Genomic DNA, 20,419 nt, shown 5'->3' on the forward strand with positions numbered 1-20,419 from the left:
GGACATTTGTCTAATTTGAAATGGACTTTCTTATTCGGCTCAAATGTCTTTGAGTAATGCCCAAATATGAAGAAAGATAATTAAGAGGGATTAACTGTAAATATTCTGGTTGATTGGTTAGTAAATCGAGATATCGTTTTTCAGCTGTTTCCATTTGTAACATGAAAATTCTTTTTTCCAGTTTGATATATTCTTGCTCAGCCATCATTTTAAAAAACTTTAACCAATTAGTACTAGATTGTTCTAGTTTTAAAAGCTGATCTCTTGATATTGTTAAAATTTCAGTATCGGTTAGAGCTTGAATATTCTCTAAAGTTTTATTTTGAGACAAAAATGAAGAGTAGGCACTTACAAATGAATTAGAAAAAGTAAAGCAATAGGTTACTTCTGCTTCCATAGATGAGTGGTAAAATGATCTAAATAATCCAGAGACTACAAACCCTACTTCTTTACAAGTTTTACCTTCTTTAATGAAAAAATCTCCTTTTTTTAATTTTTTACGAACTACTTTTTGTTCAAAAAAATCGATTTCATCCTTAGTAAGAATTTTAAATGTTTCTAAATACTTTTTCATTTTATTAATTACTAACTATTGCCTTTTTGGGAAAGGCATCAGGTTTAAAGCTACTAACTTTTACATGACACTTAATTTTGACTTATATTTTAAGATAACGAAGAGTTGCCATTGTTTCTAAATAATGCTTTCTTCTCAACTTTTTTTATGGTGTCTTAATTTTTGAATAAATGTCTAAACTTATAAATTTTCCATTTTTAATTTCACAATCTTTCATTGTTCCTTCATATTGAAAATCAAGTTTTGACATGGCATTTTTACAATTTGTATTATCCGATTCTACAAAACCTTCAATTCTATGAAGTCCTAATTTATCAAAACCGTAGTTACATATTAGTGGCATTGCTTCTTTCATAATGCCTTTTCCCCAAAAATCGGTTAGTAGCCAAAAACCAATTTCTGCTTTTTTATGTTCTTTACTCAAATCATTTAATCCACCTGCGCCGTAAAAAGTTTTATTATCTAACGAACAAACAGCAAACCACATTCCCGTTCCTTTTTTCTCAAGCTCAGTAAACCAATTCATTTGTTCTTTTGTAGCTTCTATACTGTCAAAACTAATTCCGTAATGCTTAATGATATCAGGATGAGAAAGTCCTTTGAAAACTTTTTCAATATCACTTTTAACAAATTGTCTTAGTAAAAGTCTATCGCTTTTTATCTTCTTTGTGTTATTCATTTTCTTCAGATTATATTTTCAGAATAAACTTAACTTACTAGTTATTATAATTATTTTAATGGATATTTTCTCAATAGTGTTCTCTTTGTGTTTATATATTTTGTAGATCCCTTTTAGTTTAATAAAGCCATACAGAATCTAAGAAATAATAAGATTTTTATTTACTTAATATTGATTTCAGCTATAATACTTTTCTTTAAAATATATTTCAGAATCAGAAGTTTTATTAACTAATTGAATATTTACACGGACATAAATTTTTCTAATTTATTCGAGACATTCAATATTCCTTTAAGCATTAAGGGCAATTTATTCTTTTTAGTGCTAATAACACTTTCTACCAATACAGGAAATATTAAGGATAGTAATACTATAATTCCCCAAACCGGTATTATATTATAATGTAATATATTTATGATAGCTAAAATGTCTATAAACAAGGCAACAATGCCACCAAATAAAAAGCCTGGGTTATATTTTTTAGTTTTTACAGTCAATACAATATGCTGTAATGAATTGAGTATTGTAAAATCAATTAAAAGCATCATCAATATTGAGCTAATAGTTAACCCTGGTATTATATAACAGACTGAGGTCCATGCAAAACCAATAAAACTCAAAAGAAACAACCAAAGCCTAGTTCCTAAAATACTTTCTTTAATAACACCTTTTGGATAATTTTTTTGATGATAGTGATAAATGTTCCATTCTTCCATCTCATGTATAAATAATATGAATGGAATCACAAAAAATAATTTTTCTAAAATCTCTATTTTAAAAATCACAACAAATAATTTAGGTAAATATTTATTTTCTCTTTTCAAAATTAGAGTAATGAGATTTAAGAATCTTGAACGAAATAACTGTCCTTTAATAAAGTTTTCATATTCAATCCTGATATTTGATTAATAACTCTACTTAAATGGGCATAATCAGCAAATCCTGCTAAAAAAGCTGCTTCTGTTAAACTATATTTTTGCATAATATAGTAAACTGCTTTTTTAATTTTTATCCATAAAATATATCGTTGAATTGATAGGCCTGTTTGTTCTTTAAATAGCGAACGAATTCTACTTTTAGATAACGGAATGTCTCGAATCAATGTTTCTAAATTTGTATTGTGCGGATCCATCATTGATATTTTTTCAATTAACTGAAAAATCCTATTGTCAATCGTTCTTTTAGTAGGTGTTAAGTTTAAAAGTTCGAATATTCTATTTTCTAGGTTACTAGTCAATGTATCATTATTTGACATTTCAATCATTAAATCCATTAAAACTTTTCTTGAAATAGAAAGAGCTTGATAAGGCGTTCGAAAATTGTGAATTAACGTATTACCTAAATCAGTTGTTGGGTCAATTAAAATACAAAGTAATGCACCATTGGTTGAAGTATGCCTATGTTGGACGTTTGAATGGATTATAAAACTTTTATCAGTATACTCTACATTTTCAATATAAAGCTTATAATTCCCACTTAATACAATCCCTATCTGTATTGCGTAATGTTTATGATTTTTTGTTATAGATGATTTTCCTGAATATACTAATATTCCTTTGTCAACAAATATTTTTGTATTATGTTTCATTAGTTATTAGTAGCTATTGCTTTAAGAATTCTTAGTGAAAATACTTTTATTTTTTTGAATAGAAACCAAATTCTAAATTTGGCTATCAAATGAATATAAACAAAACTTTGAATAAGAAAAAAGTAAAATATGTTTCAGAAAAGGAATTTAAACTCTGCAATTTTATTGCATCATTTCAATGTTACGAAAAAATCTATATTTTCGGAATATGAGTTATCAAGGAAAAGGGAATTATAAAGTCAGCCATTTAAGTTGTCACCTAGTTTGTGTCGCAAAATATCATTATCCAGTTCTGGATATTGATATTTAAATGCGTTGCGTAGTTTCTCGAAAGCCTCAGTAGGAATTATCCAAATTTAAAAAACGGAGGTTGGTTGTGCAAGCGGATATGGTATATGGAGTACAAGGAATATAACTGATGAAATGATAAATGACTATTTGGAACATCTCTGTCTAGATTTGAGTAATAATTTCAATCTCATATTGGAATAAAAAAGGGGACTAAAAGTCCCCAATATTAATAAACTTCTGTATTTTGAGTTCAGAGTTGTTTAGTTTTTATCAGTTATTTTCATTATTATCGGTTCATGACGGTTGCTGGCAACGATTGATAATATGGTTAATAAGAAATTTTGGGTATTTACTTTTGAGGTACAAGAAAAGTTGAAGTGGCTACAAGGGTTTATATGCCATATAAATCCTTATTGACTATATTGTGTCTTTTTTATTCATTTAAATTCAAAACGGTTCTTCTTTTTAATTTTCCCTTTAGCATTAATTCAATTTTTTGCATTACATCCTCAAGTTTAATTTCATTGCAAGTATCTTCCAATTGCTTGGGTTTCCATTCCTGAGCTAACTTATTCCACACTATTTTTCTGTATTCCATGGGGTAGTTTTGAGAATCTATTCCAATGAGTGTAACACCTCTCAAGATAAAAGGAAAAACGGTCAAGTCAATTTTTGGAGACGCAACGTTTCCACAACACGTCACAACACCTATTGAATTAGTAGACTTAATTATGTTTTCAAGAATTACACCTCCAACAGTATCAATAGCGCCTGCAAACAAAGGTTTTAGCAAGGGTTTTTTATTAAAATTTTCAATTTCGCTACGCAATAACACTTCCTCAGCTCCAAGACTAATTAAATAGTCTCGTTCTGTTTCTTTACCTGTTATGGCAACTACTGAATATCCTAATTTACTTAATATAGAAACACTCAATGCACCAACTCCACCAGTGGCACCCGAAACTGCTATTTTTCCACGATTTGGCGCTATCAGTTCCGTAAGTCTTAAGACAGACATTCCGGCTGTTAATCCCGCAGTACCATAGATCATAGCTTCTTTCATCGTCATTTTTTCAGGCAATTTTACCGCCCATTCTGCTGGAACTTGAATATACTCTGCAAAGCCTCCATCTGTATTCATACCCAAATCGTAACTGGTTACAATTACTTTTTCTCCAATAGTAAATAAATCACTGTTTGATTTTTCTATTGTTCCAACGGCATCAATTCCTGGTGTGTGCGGATAATTTCTAGTTACTCCTTTATTTCCCGAAGCCGATAATGCATCTTTATAATTTAATGAGCTGTAGTGCACTTTTACTAAAACCTCGTTGTTGTTTAATGTACCTAATTCCATTTCTTTAATTGAGCCTTGAAAATGACCATCAACCTCTTCAATTCGAAATGCTTTAAATGTTGAACTATGTTGTACCATCTTTAGTCTTTTAAATTTGCTTATTTTTGTAAAGGTCAGCATAAATATTTGGTCTGCCTAGCGCTTACAAATGGTTGGGATACGAACATTTATTACTGATTTTAGTATTTTCAAGACTTTGAGAGAAGAAAAAAAATGAAAAAAAGTTATTGTCCAATAGATACATTTATAAATGTTGTTAAAGGAAAACGAAAAGGGACTATTATTTTACACCTTTTTCAGGGAGATAAAAGATATAGTGAATTGGTTAGGCTATTAACCGATATTAGTGAACGAATGCTGACTAAACAACTAAAAGAATTAGAAGCAGATGGAGTAGTGAACCGAAAGGTTTTTCCTGAAGTGCCTCCACGTGTGGAATACAGCTTAACTGAACTTGGTAAAGAAATTCACCCTGCCCTCAAGGGAATGTATAAAGGAGGAATCCTTTTTGAAAAATCTATTGATGAATAGCATTCTTAATTATTTGCTAAGTTTTTAGAGTATTTCAGTTGTGGACGATTTTGCCAGATTGTGTCCGCTAGCAATAAATTTAGCTAAAAAATATCAAATATCGATTAAGTATTTAACCTCAATTGACTATACGCGACTTAAGTTTAAATTCTCTAAATTTTGATAGTTAAGCAGAAAGAACAAAAGAGAAGAGTAAGGTTATATGAACCGTGGGAACTTTAGATTCCGTCAACATTGATAATACCCCTCTCTTTTCTAATTTAATTTCGTTTATTTCTTTGTTGGCAGCCGTACCTAATTATAAAGTCTAATTTACTTTTTTCATATTTTTCAAGACTTACCGATTTGAGGCTAAATAATTTCCCAACAATTGGCTATCCAATCCTTCTTACTTACTTATTTTCAAAATCCGTAACGCCCCTTGAATCACCAATACAAAAACGATGCTTCCGATAATCAAATCAGGGGTACTCGAACTTAACCCATTGACCAAAAGTCCGGCGGTGATAACCCCTAAATTAATGATGACGTCATTTGAAGTAAAAATCATACTCGCTTTCATATGAGCCTCTTCTTTACTTTTTGACTTTTGTAAAATGTAAAGACAACTACCATTGGCGATTAGTGCAAGCATGGAAACGATAATCATGGTCGAGAACTCCGGTAACTTGTCAGGCCCAAAAAATCTTCGGCATACTTCTACAAATCCGATAAGGGCCAGGGCAATTTGAAAATACCCGGCAAGTTGGGCTATTCGTTTTTTCTTCATCAGCGTGCCGCCAACGGCAAATAAACTAATTCCATAAACAAAACTATCGGCAAGCATATCCAAACTATCCGCAACCAATCCCATGGATTTGGAGATTATGCCGGTGGTGATTTCGATAATGAAAAAGGCAAAATTAATGGCAAGAACAGACCAAAGTAGTTTTTTTTGATTGGCGTTTTCTTTAAAGTCTGTTTGGTCGGTCTGTTCGGTCGAGATTTTCTTTCCGCCTAAATTCAGTTCGAGAATAGACTTTTCGATTTGGTCGATTTCTTCCCTGTGAAAAACAGTCAGTTTTCGGTTGGGAATATCAAAATCCAAATTCACAATACTTGAAATTCCGTCCAGTTTCATTCGGATTAAATTTTCTTCCGAAGGACAGTCCATGTGAGTTATTTCAAATATGGTTTTCTTCATTTTGCTTTTAGGATTTTACTAATCAAGGATAAGTTGAAATAGCTATGCCCTCGCCACTCCCTTTTCCTGTTTTCAGCAATTCACAAATTTACAATCTTTTGTATTTGTCTCAATTTGTACCGTTGGGTGTTGAATATTGTAGGTATGTAAGTGTTCTATAATAGCCTTATAGATTTTATTTTGAGAATGATTATCCTTATTTTCTAGCACAGCGTGTAACGAAGCTACATGATAAGTTCCATCTAAACTCCAGATATGAACATCGTGAATGTCGGCAACACCTTCAATCGTATTCAGTTCAGTGGTTAGGGTTTCCATATTCACATGTTCAGGAACTGCTTGTAGCATTATTTTTAAGGTTCCTATTAAATTTTTGGTGGCATTGTACAAAATAAAAGCAGCAATGGCGAGGGTAAGTACCCCATCTATCCAATTCCATCCGGTAAAATAAATCACCACAGCCCCAATTAACACCGCCACCCAGCCTAATACATCTTCTAAAAGGTGAAGCATAATGGCCTTGCTGTTATGATTATGAGAATGCCCGTGCGCGTGATGGTGATGGTGGTGTCCTCCACTTCCATTTTTTATTCTAAGAAATGCAAATCCGTTGATGCTCACTCCTAAAACCGCTAACCAGAGCATGCCCATACTATTGACTTCTTGGGGATCTATAAGGGATGCTACTCCACTTTTAATCATAAAAGCAGCACCCATCAATAAAAATAACGATAAGCCTAGCGCAGACAGTAATGAAAACCGTTGATAACCGTACGAATAATTAGACGAACGTTTCTTTCCGGATATTTTTTCAAATAAAACCGCTATTCCAATAGCAATAGCATCTACAAAATCGTGAAAAGCATCGGCAATAATCGCGGTGGAATTGGTAAAGATCCCGCCCACCACTTCGATAACCGCAAAAATTAAGTTCAGCCAAAAGGCTAATGTAAGTCCATTTCGGGTAGTTGAAGGCTGATGTGCTTCGTGATGATGTTCGTGTTGATGCTCGTGAGAATGTGGGTGATTATGGTTCATCATAGAATCTGAATTAGTATTAGTTAAGCGCTGGTGCATTTTCCTAGGGGTACTTCCAACCCATCGTTTCCAGTAAAAATCGGTTGAGATTTTTGTATCGAGAATAGGACGTAAAGCTAAAATTAAGTTCGCGATACAATTTTGCTCCGTTCCCCTTTACAAAATCACTCGACCGGACTAATTTTAATTTCTTAATGCACTACAGGTGATTATTCATTTTTATTTCTCCGCTCCTTTTTCCTTAAAACTTGAGTTAGCTTTACGGAGTACGTTTTCGGCTATTTCCAAAGCTTCTTCTTGGGTTGGAGCAATTAGCAGCGGATTGCCCCAAAACTTCTCATATACCGAAGCAAACAAGCTCAATCCTACACGCTTTACTTTGCTCGGTTCTACCTGTATGGTTGCTTGTATGTATTTAAGCTTTTCTTTATTTAGTTTCCGCCAAGCATTTATTTTCCGGGTTTCTTCCCTGGAATGTTTCTGCTTTTCTTCAGGTGCCTCACCCGTGCTAATCATGACAAAAGGTTTTCCACTCTCGAACAAGTTGGTAAACGCTGCCATATCCTTATCGTGATGATGATTTTCAGTTGCTGCTTGTTCAAGGCTGTGTTGAAAATCAACCCACACTATCGGGAATTTTGAATCATCTATAATCATTACATCTACATTTAATATTGATGCAAAGTTAGAACGATTCTAAATAATCGCATTGTATCAATAAGTGTATCTGTTGGACTAATCGTGGTTTTTGCTTCGGAAGGAGGATGCGGTTACTCCCGTATTTTTTTTAAATACCCGAGAAAAATAGGCCTCATCTTCGTAGCCTAATTGTATCGCAATTTCTTTAATGGATTTATCGGAGTGATAGAGCATTCGTTTGGCTTCAAGAATCACCCGCTGTTGGATTTGATGCGAAACGGAATACCCGGTTGTTTTTTTTACACACTCGTTCAAATAGGCGGTAGAAATATGAAGGCCTTGCGCGTACTCACTTGGTTTTTTGGCCGTATTAAAATCAGCTTCTAAGGCTGTTTTAAAGGCCTTGGTAATAGACTCAAAACGGGAAAGACCGTCTGCAGATGTAGCGTGCGCTAAATACTGGGAAACCACTAGGGCTACTAAGGCATTCCCACTGTCTTTAAGTACCGATTGATATAATTTTTCGTGTGTTCTTTCCGATAATTTAATACAAAGTGCCACTGCTTCTGAAATGATAGAAAACGCTTCTTTTGTTAAGGATACCGGTTTTGCAGGGTTTATATCTTCCAATAAGCTTAGGTATTCACGCTTCAAGGTGTCGGTATTGATTGCCCAAAAGTTGATCCTAGCATGCTTAATGGCCAACATACGATGTACTTGATTGGGGTGAATGTAGACCACAGCAGAGGGTTGTATGGTATAGGTATGGAAATCAATTTCAATAGAGGTCGTGCCTTTTTCTTGTAAAAAAAACAAATGATAATCATCCCGATGCGCTGCTGCTGCTTCTTTAAATTCATTTAAGTCTTTGAAGGTCATTTTTCCAATGACAAATCCAGTGTTCAAGGTATCCCCTATCGTTTTTACAGGAATGCTCTTTGTTCTCTTAGGCATGGTCTTTTTATTTGAGCCGTTTTCATTGGGTTGCCGCTAATGGACTTGGCTTTATTTTAGCTTTGGTCATTTAGGAAATGAAGATAAAAAAATGACTTTAATACTTGAGCGCATGTTCCACAGGATATAAAGCCTTTATTGTTATTATAGGGAGCTTTACAACTCACGTTTTTATTTCAAAGGAACTTTCGGATACTCATTATATACCCTAAATGTAGTGCTTCGTGATAATTATTAAATTCTATAGCTTCCTCCAATGTTCCGAAATGGAATCCCATACTATTCGTCCGTTCATTATAAACATTGAATTCCCCAGAATAAAAATCTGATTCCATTTTTTCTATTAGAGAGATTAAAAGTTCTTTTAATTCGCTTACTTCATTTTCTGAGGTTCTTCCAGTTGGTTTTGTTCCTGGTTAATAAAGCTCTAATAATTGTTCTGAAATATACCCTTGTAAATTCGAAGATTTATAGGTTAACATTTGTTGAACAACTATGACATGTCCAATATTCTATATTAAATTATTACTAAATCCATTAGGAATTTTATTCAATTGCTCTAAATTATATTTGTCGAAATATTTTAAATATAGATTTCTGTTTGTTTTCCAAATTTTAAATGTTGATTTCATTTTTAGTTTACTATTATGTTTATTCCTCTTCTCTTTGTTTTAACATAGAATTTTATCCCATATTATGCTTATAAAATGTATCTATAATATAAGTTAGCAAAGGCAATTTAGGTCTACAAATTTAAAGTAGAAAAAAGTTTTTACCACAGTATTTTTTAGCTGCTGGCTTTTACTAACAATTTTGTAAGTTCTTTTAATTCATGATTTAAGCTTATAGATTTGTCAGAAATTAAAATATGAATTTATTAGACAATATATAGGTTTTCATCATTACGCTATAAAAGCTTAAAATTTTAAAACTACAATTGATTTTTATGAAGAATTAGGTTTTAAACAAGTTCATTATTTGGTCACTTTTAGATTTTAACATAAAAAAGAGGGTAATGCTTTACAATTCAAAAATTGATCCTTATTTAGAAGTTTTCGATAATAAGGCAAAATACCTACCCAAGGAAGATTTAGAAGGGAGCATGATGAATTTATTGAGAATTCCATTTTACATATGCTTTGTTGTTAAAAATGCTCAAAAAGCAAGAATTTCAGCGATAAATGCTGGCATAAAAGAATTGAGTAAAGATACCTTAACTATTGCATTGTCAAACATAAATAAACAGTAGAATTTAAAAATAGTCTTTTATATAGTCCTAATGGAGAAGTAATAGAATTTATAGAAAAAGTTAGTTTTAATTAAAAATTTTTAAACAAGATTAAAATAGACAGGATTTTTTCACCATCCTTTGTGAGTAAATAAACGGAATAATTTAATTTTTTTTAGATAAAGCAAAAATTATAGAAAGCTTCCATCTTTCAGTAATTTTATAAAGTACTTTATGAGCATTACAATAATTTTCTAATGTTGTATTATTTATAAAATTTGTTGAATTTTCTTCACATTTTTTTAGCTTGCAGTGAAGGTTTTATATGGCTCGTAGCATGTAAATTATCATTATTTTTTAGTTGAACACAAGCCAGGTTTTTGAATTTTACTATTTATCCTTTTTGTTGGAAATCGGTAAATTTAAAAATTTGGTGACTTTACAAATATGCCAAAATTTTCAATTTATAAAACTCGTAGCTATTTTTTATATACGTCTTAAAAAAAGACGTAGGAAATAGGTTGGCTTTAGAGGGCAGAAAGTTAATTTACAGGGAGGATATTATTAGTTCTGGCCCTGCAACTGTAGATTGGGAAAGCAAAGAAGATGGAGCGGTTGTAATCAACTTTAAAATCTCAAATCTTGATGGAAATTTAAAACTGGTGAGAAACCAACTGGCTTTACAATTTCAGAAGGTTGTAATAATTTTTATAGGGCCAAGGCATTGTTCGTAGGCGATAGTGCTCTGAAAATTTATTTTGATAACATTAAAAATCCAAGCGCTATAGGATACGCTTGGGCTAATAGTCCCGACAACGTCAATTTTTATAAAAAGCAAGACTTACTAGCCGCTCCATTCGAAATAGATTTAAATAAAATTAATAATTAAAACTAAACCTTAAAAAAAATATTACGATACTAAATTTAGAACAGATTGGAAAATCCTGAGATTTGACAGTTTTAAATGATACAAGATTTCATTCATAAATTAAGATTTTTGCTATCATAAAGATAATAGTCTTCAGTTAGATAGACACTTTAAAATAGTGAATGGAGCTATTTATGCTGAATACAAAAACCATTTTAAATAGAATTAGTTAGTTAAGAATTAGAACTAGGAAATTACGAAAGAAAAATATAGTTAAATAGCCTTTTTATAGCAGAAGGTTATATATGCCATCTATACAATAATTATCGCAGTAGTTCTTACATTGATTGCAGTAAATTGGATATAGTAAATGTTGTATCACTCCCAAAAATACTCAATAATGTTCTCAAATCAAACTAGACCCTAGAAGATATATACGCTTTATCTATATTTAATGTCTTTATCAAAACAAGGAATAAAATCAACCATTTGATATCTCCAATGAGTATATTTCTTATTTATTTGAAGGGGGGTACATATATTTTTACAGCTTAGTATCCAAAATTTAAAATAAGAAAGCCGCTGTGACACATTACTCTAATTAGACCAATTTATTTTCAATATTGCTCTTGTATAAGTTTCAAAACAAAAAATCTTTAATTTCTATTTAGTTAATTGAATAAAAATTAATAATCGTCCTTGTTTACCTTAAAGCAAAATTCCTATTTTTTTATTCCTTAATTATCTTCATTCTTAGACTCACCGAATTGATATAATAGATTTTCTATAAATACATTTTGATAAAATCCAGTTAAGCATTAGTGATATTTTTTTTCAAAAAAACCTTTAAAAAACAATGAATTTTAAATCGATTTCTGCCAAATGATCATTTAAGTGTGGTTTAAGATATTATTTATTTATGAAGTTAATATTTTTCATAACTACTTCTAAATAAAATTAGAATATTTCGGTAAGTATATGTTTTATAGGGGTTTACGTTAGGTGATTAGCTTAAAATATGTACTCTATTAACTCAGTTTACATTCATTTTACCATAACTTTTCCTTCATGTAACATAACGTAAAGTATTTGTAACATCACAATTATCAAAAAGATGAAATAACAGATATATTTGATTAATACTTTTAATGAATAATTAACAATTATAAGTTTTGTAACTTATCAAAATCTTAAAATTAGCTAGTTTTTAATTATAAGTTAATAAAAATGAAGCTGCATTTCTTAAAAGTATCTTAAATAATAATATTAGATATATCTATTTTAAAATTTCGAATAATACTAAAAATGAAATAACAATTAAGGAATGAAAAATTATTATCTAAAGGAAAGAAAGGTTTACCGATCTCTTATAATCAGGATGTTCCATTCAGGAGGTATAGTACTTCAAACGTTACTTTTTTTATTCTTAAATGCGAAAACGTTATCGAGGATCAATGGCAAGCCAACTAGAATGATTATGAATCATTTTAAAATTTTTTAATATGAAAGTAAATTTACTAAATCATCCTTACTTAATTAGAATAGTGGTTTTTCCACTATTGATTCATCTTGTGTTTTTTTCTTCGGCTTACGCTAATGATAATAATCCAAATAGTGTAAGTCAACAACAAACAATTAGAGGAACGGTTACTTCATCTGAAGATAACCGTGGAATACCGGGGGTTAATATCATTGTAAAGGACGTTCCAAATCGCGGTACTGTTACCGATATGGAGGGAAATTATACCATAGAGGCTCCAGCTGATGCTACTCTGGTTTTTAGCTTTATAGGATATAAAACCAAACAAAGAAAAGTTAATGGCCAATTGGAAATTAACTTGATTATGGATCCAGACCAGAATGCATTAGAAGAAGTGGTAATTGTTGGTTATGGTAAGCAGATGAAGGCAAGTGTGGTTGGATCTATTTCCCAAACCGCAGGAGAGAATCTTCAAAGAACAGGAGGAGTAACCAATGTTGGAGCCGCTCTTACAGGACAATTACCTGGAGTGGTTACCACGGCGTCAACTGGGTTGCCTGGATCGGAAGATCCAAATATTTATATTCGAGGACAAACTTCATGGAATAATAGTAGTCCACTCATACTTGTAGATGGTATTGAGCGTTCAATAAATGATGTAGCAATATCTTCTGTAGAAAGTATTTCAGTGCTTAAAGACGCTTCTGCTACCGCGGTATATGGGGTTCGTGGTGCGAATGGGGTTATACTGATAACTACTAAAAGAGGTAAGCAAGGTAAGGCAAGTATAAATGTTCGAGTAAATACCACAGTGAAGACAGCCTCCAGGCTACCTGCTAAGTACGACTCTTATGATGCATTAAGACTTAGAAATCAATCTATTGAGAGAGAATTGGCTGTTTCTCCAGTAAGTTGGGAGGATTTTAGGCCTTTGGGAATAATTGATAAATATCGTTTTCCAGCAAATTTGACAGAAGCAGAAAGGTATCCTAATGTTGATTGGGAAGACGTTTTGTTTCAGGATTATGCTTTATCACATAATGCAAGTGCGAATATTTCGGGAGGGACAAAACTAGTTAGGTATTTTGCTGCCGTAGATTATTTAAGTGAAGGTGATTTGTTTACGGAGGTTGATAATGATCAAGGTTATCAACCTGGATTTAGATTTGACCGTATAAATGTAAGGAGCAATTTAGATTTTGATTTAACAAAGACAACCGTTTTTAGTGCTAATTTATTTGGTTCCAATGGTGTTCAGAAAACACCTTGGGGTTTTGATGGAAATGGTCCTTGGGCAGCAGCATACAGAACCGCGCCAGATGCGATGTTACCCTATTATACTTCTACAAATACTTATGGCTTTTACTTTCCTCATGATGCTGCTCAGCCAAATTCTTATAGAAATTTAGCTCGTGCAGGTTATGAAAAACAAACTCAAGCTAAAATTACTACAGATTTTAGGGTAAAGCAAAGCCTTCATTTTATCACTGATGGATTGACCTTTGAAGGATTGTATTCCTACGATAATACTTTCAAAGAAGTAGATAGAGGAGTTAACGACGGAGGATTTAAGAACATTCAAAGAATGTGGGTAAATCCAGATACGGGTGCAATAATTTATGACTTACCAATAGATGCTTCTACTCAATTGGATTTTGTTGATCAGGTTTTATGGGGTACTAATGCGGGTATTGTTGATCTTGGTTCGACTTACAGAAGACAATATTATTCAGGACGTTTGAACTATGTAGGTGATTTTGGACAACACTCTGTTACATTGCTTGGTTTGTTTAGCCGTGAAAAATATGCGAGAGGAAGTGAGTTCTCTCACTTTAGGGAGGATTGGGTTTTCCGTGGTACATACAATTATGACTACAGGTATTTTTTAGAATTTAATGGAGCATATAATGGATCTGAAAAGTTTGGATCAAGAAACCGTTTTGCTTTCTTTCCTTCTATTTCCGGTGGATGGATGTTGTCAAACGAAAGCTTTATGGAGCCTCTAGATTTTATCAATACATTTAAAATTCGAGGTTCCTGGGGGAGAATAGGTGATGACTCTGCAGGTGGTCGTTGGTTATATGCGGATCAATGGGTGTATGGAGGCAGCTCAATGTTGGGGGAATTAGCCTCTAATGAATCTCCTTACTCTTATTTTAGAAATACATCGATGGGTAATCCTGATATATCTTGGGAAACTGTTGAGAAAAAAAATATAGGTATAGATTACTCTCTTTTAGATGGTCTTATTTCAGGATCATTTGATTACTTCAATGATCATAGAACTGATATTTTAATAGGAGGAGGATCTCGCGCAATTCCTTCATTTTTTGGGGGATCTGTACCAACTGGAAATCTCGGAGAAGTTAAAAGTTCTGGTTATGAGTTTGAAATAAAGCTGAGGAAAAATATCAGTTCCGATTTTACAGTTTGGGCTAATATGAATATGACTCATGCGACGAATGAAATAATTTTCGCCGATGATCCACAATTGTATCCGGATTATCAGAAATCTGCAGGCTATTCTATTGGACAGAACACTTCATACATTGACTCTGGATATCTTTCAAGTTGGGATGAAGTACTTGGAAGTACACCTCGTCAAATTAATGATAACGTGAAGTTAGCGGGAGATTATAATATTGTTGATTTTAATGGTGATGGTATTATTGATAGTTATGATCAAGCACCTTATGGGTATACAGGAGTCCCCCAAAATACTTTCAGTACAATTCTAGGGGCAAATTGGAAGGGAGTAAACTTCTCTTTGCAATTTTACGGCGTATCTAATGTTACAAGAGAGGTATTTTTTCCAACCTTCTCTGAGAGTAATGATAATGCATATGAGGAAGGAGATTACTGGACGATAAGTGATGGAAGCGGTGTGCCATTACCAAGATGGTTAGCCCGTAAAGGAAATGAAGCTGTAGGGACTAGATACATTTATGATGGTTCTTATTTAAGACTAAAAGCTGCTGAAATAGGATATAGATTTGAAGATGGATGGATTGAGCGAATAGGTATGAACTCTTGCAGATTTTATTTGAGTGGAAACAACTTGCTTTTATGGACAAAAATGCCAGATGATAGGGAAAGTAATTTTAGTGGAGACTCTAGAGGAGGTGCTTATCCAACAATGCGTCGTTTTACTGTTGGTTTTGATGTAAATTTTTAAAATTAGAATATAATGAATTCAAAAATACTATATATAAGAATTTCTGTTTACACCTTTTTATTAACAGGCTTATTGGGAATATGTTCTTCTTGTGAAGATTATCTGGATAGATCCCCAAATAGTGATATTAGTGAAACAGAACCTTTTGAAAATTTTAGAAATTTTCAAGGATTCACAGAGGAGCTTTACAATGCTATCCCCATTTATACAGCTTATGGTTATCATAATTCATTTAATCTCGGAGAGGACGTCCATTGGGATCAATCTGCAACTGGTGAATTTGCTCAGGCTGTAGATCGAGGAAATTTCTGGGCTTGGAATGATTATAGTTCTCCATTTAAAACAGGTACAGACCCATCATCTACAAATAGATTTGATAAAGGTAATGTATGGGGCTTTTCTTGGTATGGAATTCGCAAAGCGAATATTGGGATTGCCAATTTAGATCTTTTGACTGATGCTACACAGGAAGAAAAAGATTTAATTGCCGGACAACTGTATTTTTTTAGAGCTTGGTTTCATTTTTCTTTAATGAAGTATTGGGGAGGTCTTCCATATATCGATGAAGTACTTCCTGCTAACGAACCTATCCGGATTCCTAGGTTAACGTATCAAGAAACAGCAGATAAAGTTGCTGAAGATTTTAGGAAAGCAGCAGACTTATTACCTATAGACTGGGATGATACTACGATAGGTAGGACAACCCTTGGTAATAATATGCAGCGAGCAAATAAAATCATGGCTTTAGCCTACCTAGGAAAGAATTTGTTATATGCAGGGAGTCCGCTTATGAATGAGTCCTCGGGAGGGACGGATTCTTACAATCAAGACTATTGTAGGCAAGCCGCTGATGCTTTAGGAGAAGCCTTGGCGTTATCTGAGACAACAGGAAGATATAAATTGGCAGATTTTAGTCAATATACCGAATTGTTTTATACACAAAATAGTAATGGTAGAATCCCTGGCTTAAATGAAACTATTTTTTGGGAAAATACGGTTGAAGCCGCGGGTAGATTTAGATGGAATCAAATTAATGATTATATACCAAAAGATTTAAGTCAAGGAGGTTATTATATAAGTCCTACAGCAAATTATGTTTTTAACAACTATGGAATGGCTAATGGTTTGCCCATTAACGATAGTGAGAATAGTAATGGTAATAGAGATGTAACTCAAGCAGACTCAGAATCGGGTTATGACCCAAATTATCCTTGGAAGAATAGAGATCCAAGACTTTATAAAGATATTATTTTAGATGGAGAGAGGGTAAGTGCATCAGAATCCCTCCCAAATGATATAGAATTTGCTAGTTTGTACACAGGTGGCCGATTTAGAACAGTTAATGGTGGTCGTTCTAATCTAACAGGCCTGATGCTCACTAAATTTAAGCCTAAAATGGCAGAGCGGAATACAGAAAGCACAACAATGTCAAATGTTGCTGTGGTATTAAGTTTAATGCGATTGGCTGATGTTTACTTAATGTATGCAGAGGCAACTGCAGTAGGATATGGGATAGAATCAACAGCAAACACTTACTCCTTGTCGGCGGTGGATGCTGTAAATATAGTAAGAGATCGGGCAAATGTTGGGCCTGTTGCTAATAAATATACTACTTCTTTAATTGGTTTTATGCGTGAGTTACAAAGAGAAAGAGCAGTTGAGCTTGCATACGAAGGGCATCGGTTTTGCGACTTACGTCGGTGGAAATTACTTGATCAAGAACCATATACATTAAAATCAGCAATTGAATTTGAAAGAGATCCTAATGGTTTAACGGGTAATGAACTTGCTGAGAACTATAAAGATGCCAGAGTATTGAATTTAAGAATGGTCACTATTTTTGAAAGACAACTAACATCGAGAAATTATTGGTTCCCGCTCTTGCTTGATGATGTTAATTTATATCCTGAATTCGAACAAAACCCAGGCTGGTAATTTGGTTTCATGATAACGTTTTTACTGGTTATTCAATCTTTAATTTCAAATAAAATGAATAAAGTGTTTATAAATTTTTTTTCTGTATTTGCTGTGATGCTTTGTATGGGAGTTTTTACAGCTAAAGCACAGGAAAATCAAGATAGTATTGTTACAGTTTTAATTGATAAAGTTCCTGAGGATTTTGTGAATGTTGCTTTTGATACTCTGGAAAAAAAAGATGTTCTTGGAGCTATTTCTTCTGTCAATATAGATGATCTTTTGACTAAAAATTATCAGACGTATACCTTAGATGGGATTCGCAGTTTTGTTGGCGGATACACAGGCAATATTTGGGGACAATCTCCATTAATTTTAATTGATGGCATTCCAAGGGACGCTGCTAATCTTAACGCTACTGAAGTAGAATCTGTTACCGTATTAAAAGGAGCTAATGCAGTTGTACTTTATGGAAGTAGAGCAGCTAAAGGCGTCGTTCTTATTACAACCAAGAGAGGAAAAGAACAATCTTTAACTATTGAGGCTCGTGTTAATACAGGCATGTTTTTGCCGAAGAGCTATCCAAACTATTTAAATGCTTCGTCATATATGACCTTGTATAATGAAGCATCTGATAATGACGGGATAGCTCGTATTTACAGCGATGAAACCATTTATAATACGGCGTCCGGTTCTAGACCTTATAAGTATCCAAATGTGGATTATTTTTCTTCAGAATACTTGAGGAAAACTTTTAACAAAACTGATGCAACTGTGGAAGTTTTTGGTGGAGATGATAAGACACAATATTATACTAATCTTGGGATGAGTTACAATAATGATATTATAAAGTACGGGGAACAGGGTAATAATAATGATCTTAATTTTCGTGTTCGTGGTAATGTAGATATGCAACTTACAGGCTGGTTATCGGCCCAAGCGGATGCTTATGTAAGGTTTGATAACAACTATATAGGTCGAGGTAATTTTTGGAATCAAAGCTCTTCAATGCGTCCAAACTGGTTCACTCCTTTAATTCCTATAAGTTCATTGGATAGTGACAATACTGAGTTGCAAAATATTATTGATAATAGCAACAATATTATTGATGGAAAATATTTGTTAGGAGGTAATAATGCGGTACAGACAAATGCATTTGCTGATATGTTAGCCGCTGGGTATATTCGTTATAAATCTCGTGTGTTTCAGTATAAAGTAAGTGCTATTGCAGATTTAGGTAACGCTATTAAAGGACTTTCATTTAAAAATACATTTAGTATCGATTATAGTAATTATTATTCGGAAGCTTTTAAGGAAAATTACGCAACTTACCAGCCTACATGGGCTAATATGAATGGAACTGATAGAATAATAAGCCTTACCAGCTATGGAGATGATACAAATTCTACTAATGAATATCTAGGGGATTCCAGGTATGAACAAACGACTTCATTTTATTCTCAATTAAACTATAAAAGAACATTTAAGGGGCTACATAATGTAACAGGTAATTTGATTGGATGGGGTTATCAATCTAGAAATTCTGTAGATGAAGGTCACGATGGAAGTGATTATCAAAGTATTACCAATACAAACTTGGGTATTCAAGCAGCTTATAATTATGCTGATAAGTATTATGTAGATTTTTCGGGGGCAGTTGTTCATTCTCCAAAGTTACCTAAAGGGAATAGGGTGGCTTTATCTCCTACATTTACAGTTGGTTGGAGATTAAGTGGTGAGGATTTTCTTAAAAATTCATCGTTTATTGATAATCTAAAATTAACAGCATCATATGCAAAACTTAATCAAGATATTGATATTGCTGAATATTATATGTATCAGGGATATTATGATGATAGTGGATGGTATCAATGGAGAGATAATGCAATGGGGGGGGCGACAGTATTGTCAGAAAGAGGCTCAAACCCTAATTTGGGATTTATTACGAGGGAAGAATATCGACTAGGATTGGATGGGACATTTTTAAACGAAAAAATAATAATTAATGCGACCTATTTTAATCAAATAACTGATGGATTGTTAACCCAAGGATCAAATACTATTTATCCTTCCTATTATAGTAGGTGGGACTATTCTTACCTACCCTATTTAAACTTTAATAAAGATATGAGAACTGGTTTTGATTTCTCGGTTTCCCATAATAACAAATTAGGTGACTTTGAGTATGAAGTAGGGTTTGTGGGAATGATTTATAATTCTGAAGCTTCCGTTAGGGATGAAGTGTATCAAGACGAATATCAAAATAGAGAAGGGAGACCTTTAGATGTATCATTTGGATACGTGTCCGAGGGCTTCTTTGTAGATCAAGCTGATATTGATAGCCATGCGGATCAAACATTTGGCGATGTTCTACCTGGAGACTTAAAATATAGGGATATAAATGGAGATGGAATTGTAGATACTAGGGACCAAGTTGAATTAGGGAGAAATGGGTCGCCTTTTACTTACGGCGTAAATTTAACATTGAAGTATAAAGATTGGACATTATTTGCTATGGGACAAGGTCAGTCCGGTGCAATCGGCTATAAAAATTCATCGTATTTTTGGGTTTATGGTAACCGAAAATACTCAGAACATGTATTGGGTCGTTGGACTCCAGAAACTGCTGATTCAGCAACTTATCCTAGGTTAACTACCACCTCTAATACCAATAACTTCAGAAATTCAACTTTTTGGAGGTATGACAATAACCGTTTCGATTTAACAAAGGTCCAACTTACATATGATTGTCCTGAAACTTTTTTTAAAGATAAATCTTTATTAAGTGGTTTAAGTTTATACGTAAGTGGTCAGAATCTTTTGACTTTATCAAAAGAACGAAAAATGATGGAAATGAATGTTGGTAGTGCCCCTCAATATCGGTTTTATAACCTTGGACTAAAAGCTAGCTTTTAATTAA

15 protein-coding genes are annotated in these 20,419 nt (G+C 33.1%); 5 read left to right on the forward strand and 10 right to left on the reverse strand.

Going from position 1 to position 20,419, the window contains the following annotated elements; translation table 11 throughout:
- Positions 1-10: 10 nt before the first annotated feature.
- The 5 genes from ACN0WI_RS13635 to ACN0WI_RS13655 all read right to left on the reverse strand — a co-directional run bounded on the left by ACN0WI_RS13635 (position 11) and on the right by ACN0WI_RS13655 (position 4,567).
- Positions 11-574, reverse strand: a complete 564-nt coding sequence (locus ACN0WI_RS13635; RefSeq protein ID WP_417887532.1) for a Crp/Fnr family transcriptional regulator — start codon at positions 572-574, stop codon at positions 11-13.
- A gap of 145 nt (positions 575-719) precedes the next feature.
- Positions 720-1,253 carry a GNAT family N-acetyltransferase gene (locus tag ACN0WI_RS13640; protein ID WP_417887533.1) on the reverse strand — a complete coding sequence of 178 codons (534 nt, stop codon included), beginning with the start codon at positions 1,251-1,253 and terminating at the stop codon, positions 720-722.
- Between the two features lie 242 nt (positions 1,254-1,495).
- Entirely contained in the window at positions 1,496-2,077 is a 582-nt protein-coding gene (locus tag ACN0WI_RS13645) for an HXXEE domain-containing protein (RefSeq protein WP_417887534.1), read from the reverse strand.
- Positions 2,078-2,094: 17 nt separating this feature from the next.
- On the reverse strand, positions 2,095-2,841 hold the full coding sequence (locus ACN0WI_RS13650) for an AraC family transcriptional regulator (RefSeq protein ID WP_417887535.1): 747 nt from the start codon (positions 2,839-2,841) through the stop codon (positions 2,095-2,097).
- 724 nt (positions 2,842-3,565) lie between these two features.
- Positions 3,566-4,567: a YhdH/YhfP family quinone oxidoreductase gene (locus ACN0WI_RS13655; RefSeq protein WP_417887536.1), complete on the reverse strand. Its 1,002-nt coding sequence runs from the start codon at positions 4,565-4,567 to the stop codon at positions 3,566-3,568.
- A gap of 135 nt (positions 4,568-4,702) precedes the next feature.
- On the opposite strand from ACN0WI_RS13655, the gene ACN0WI_RS13660 reads away from it, so the two are divergent.
- Positions 4,703-5,020 (forward strand): winged helix-turn-helix transcriptional regulator, encoded by a 318-nt coding sequence (locus ACN0WI_RS13660; RefSeq protein ID WP_417887537.1) that lies wholly within the window; start codon positions 4,703-4,705, stop codon positions 5,018-5,020.
- Positions 5,021-5,408: 388 nt separating this feature from the next.
- On the opposite strand, the gene ACN0WI_RS13665 is transcribed toward ACN0WI_RS13660, so the two are convergent.
- The 5 genes from ACN0WI_RS13665 to ACN0WI_RS13685 form a co-directional block, all read right to left on the reverse strand.
- Positions 5,409-6,203 (reverse strand): cation transporter, encoded by a 795-nt coding sequence (locus tag ACN0WI_RS13665; RefSeq protein WP_417887538.1) that lies wholly within the window; start codon positions 6,201-6,203, stop codon positions 5,409-5,411.
- A 72-nt stretch (positions 6,204-6,275) separates the two neighbouring features.
- A complete protein-coding gene (locus tag ACN0WI_RS13670) occupies positions 6,276-7,244 on the reverse strand; it encodes a cation diffusion facilitator family transporter (RefSeq protein WP_417887539.1) in 969 nt (322 codons plus the stop codon).
- Positions 7,245-7,460: 216 nt separating this feature from the next.
- A complete protein-coding gene (locus ACN0WI_RS13675) occupies positions 7,461-7,868 on the reverse strand; it encodes a hypothetical protein (protein WP_417887540.1) in 408 nt (135 codons plus the stop codon).
- Between the two features lie 108 nt (positions 7,869-7,976).
- Positions 7,977-8,834 carry an AraC family transcriptional regulator gene (locus ACN0WI_RS13680; protein ID WP_417887541.1) on the reverse strand — a complete coding sequence of 286 codons (858 nt, stop codon included), beginning with the start codon at positions 8,832-8,834 and terminating at the stop codon, positions 7,977-7,979.
- A gap of 176 nt (positions 8,835-9,010) precedes the next feature.
- Complete coding sequence (locus ACN0WI_RS13685; protein WP_417887543.1) at positions 9,011-9,169, reverse strand: hypothetical protein; 159 nt, start codon at positions 9,167-9,169, stop codon at positions 9,011-9,013.
- 680 nt (positions 9,170-9,849) lie between these two features.
- Between ACN0WI_RS13685 and ACN0WI_RS13690 the strand changes: the two genes are divergently transcribed.
- The 4 genes from ACN0WI_RS13690 (at position 9,850) to ACN0WI_RS13705 (ending at position 20,415) form a co-directional block, all read left to right on the forward strand.
- On the forward strand, positions 9,850-10,083 hold the full coding sequence (locus ACN0WI_RS13690; protein WP_417887544.1) for a hypothetical protein: 234 nt from the start codon (positions 9,850-9,852) through the stop codon (positions 10,081-10,083).
- Positions 10,084-12,432: 2,349 nt separating this feature from the next.
- A complete protein-coding gene (locus ACN0WI_RS13695; RefSeq protein WP_417887545.1) occupies positions 12,433-15,585 on the forward strand; it encodes a SusC/RagA family TonB-linked outer membrane protein in 3,153 nt (1,050 codons plus the stop codon).
- A gap of 12 nt (positions 15,586-15,597) precedes the next feature.
- Positions 15,598-17,520 carry a RagB/SusD family nutrient uptake outer membrane protein gene (locus ACN0WI_RS13700; protein ID WP_417887546.1) on the forward strand — a complete coding sequence of 641 codons (1,923 nt, stop codon included), beginning with the start codon at positions 15,598-15,600 and terminating at the stop codon, positions 17,518-17,520.
- Positions 17,521-17,574: 54 nt separating this feature from the next.
- Positions 17,575-20,415 (forward strand): SusC/RagA family TonB-linked outer membrane protein, encoded by a 2,841-nt coding sequence (locus ACN0WI_RS13705; RefSeq protein ID WP_417887547.1) that lies wholly within the window; start codon positions 17,575-17,577, stop codon positions 20,413-20,415.
- Positions 20,416-20,419: the final 4 nt, after the last annotated feature.

The sequence above is a fragment of the Zunongwangia sp. genome (assembly GCF_048269745.1).
In the GTDB taxonomy this organism is placed as follows: domain Bacteria; phylum Bacteroidota; class Bacteroidia; order Flavobacteriales; family Flavobacteriaceae; genus Zunongwangia.

Excerpts from the sequence above, each read along its gene's own strand:
- ACN0WI_RS13635 (WP_417887532.1), bottom strand. The coding sequence starts at position 574 with ATGAAAAAGTATTTAGAAACATTTAAAATTCTTACTAAGGATGAAATC.
- ACN0WI_RS13640 (WP_417887533.1), bottom strand. The coding sequence starts at position 1,253 with ATGAATAACACAAAGAAGATAAAAAGCGATAGACTTTTACTAAGACAA.
- ACN0WI_RS13650 (WP_417887535.1), bottom strand. The coding sequence starts at position 2,841 with ATGAAACATAATACAAAAATATTTGTTGACAAAGGAATATTAGTATAT.
- ACN0WI_RS13655 (WP_417887536.1), bottom strand. The coding sequence starts at position 4,567 with ATGGTACAACATAGTTCAACATTTAAAGCATTTCGAATTGAAGAGGTT.
- ACN0WI_RS13660 (WP_417887537.1), top strand. The coding sequence starts at position 4,703 with ATGAAAAAAAGTTATTGTCCAATAGATACATTTATAAATGTTGTTAAA.
- ACN0WI_RS13665 (WP_417887538.1), bottom strand. The coding sequence starts at position 6,203 with ATGAAGAAAACCATATTTGAAATAACTCACATGGACTGTCCTTCGGAA.
- ACN0WI_RS13670 (WP_417887539.1), bottom strand. The coding sequence starts at position 7,244 with ATGATGAACCATAATCACCCACATTCTCACGAGCATCAACACGAACAT.
- ACN0WI_RS13680 (WP_417887541.1), bottom strand. The coding sequence starts at position 8,834 with ATGCCTAAGAGAACAAAGAGCATTCCTGTAAAAACGATAGGGGATACC.
- ACN0WI_RS13685 (WP_417887543.1), bottom strand. The coding sequence starts at position 9,169 with ATGGAATCAGATTTTTATTCTGGGGAATTCAATGTTTATAATGAACGG.
- ACN0WI_RS13690 (WP_417887544.1), top strand. The coding sequence starts at position 9,850 with ATGCTTTACAATTCAAAAATTGATCCTTATTTAGAAGTTTTCGATAAT.
- ACN0WI_RS13695 (WP_417887545.1), top strand. The coding sequence starts at position 12,433 with ATGAAAGTAAATTTACTAAATCATCCTTACTTAATTAGAATAGTGGTT.
- ACN0WI_RS13700 (WP_417887546.1), top strand. The coding sequence starts at position 15,598 with ATGAATTCAAAAATACTATATATAAGAATTTCTGTTTACACCTTTTTA.
- ACN0WI_RS13705 (WP_417887547.1), top strand. The coding sequence starts at position 17,575 with ATGAATAAAGTGTTTATAAATTTTTTTTCTGTATTTGCTGTGATGCTT.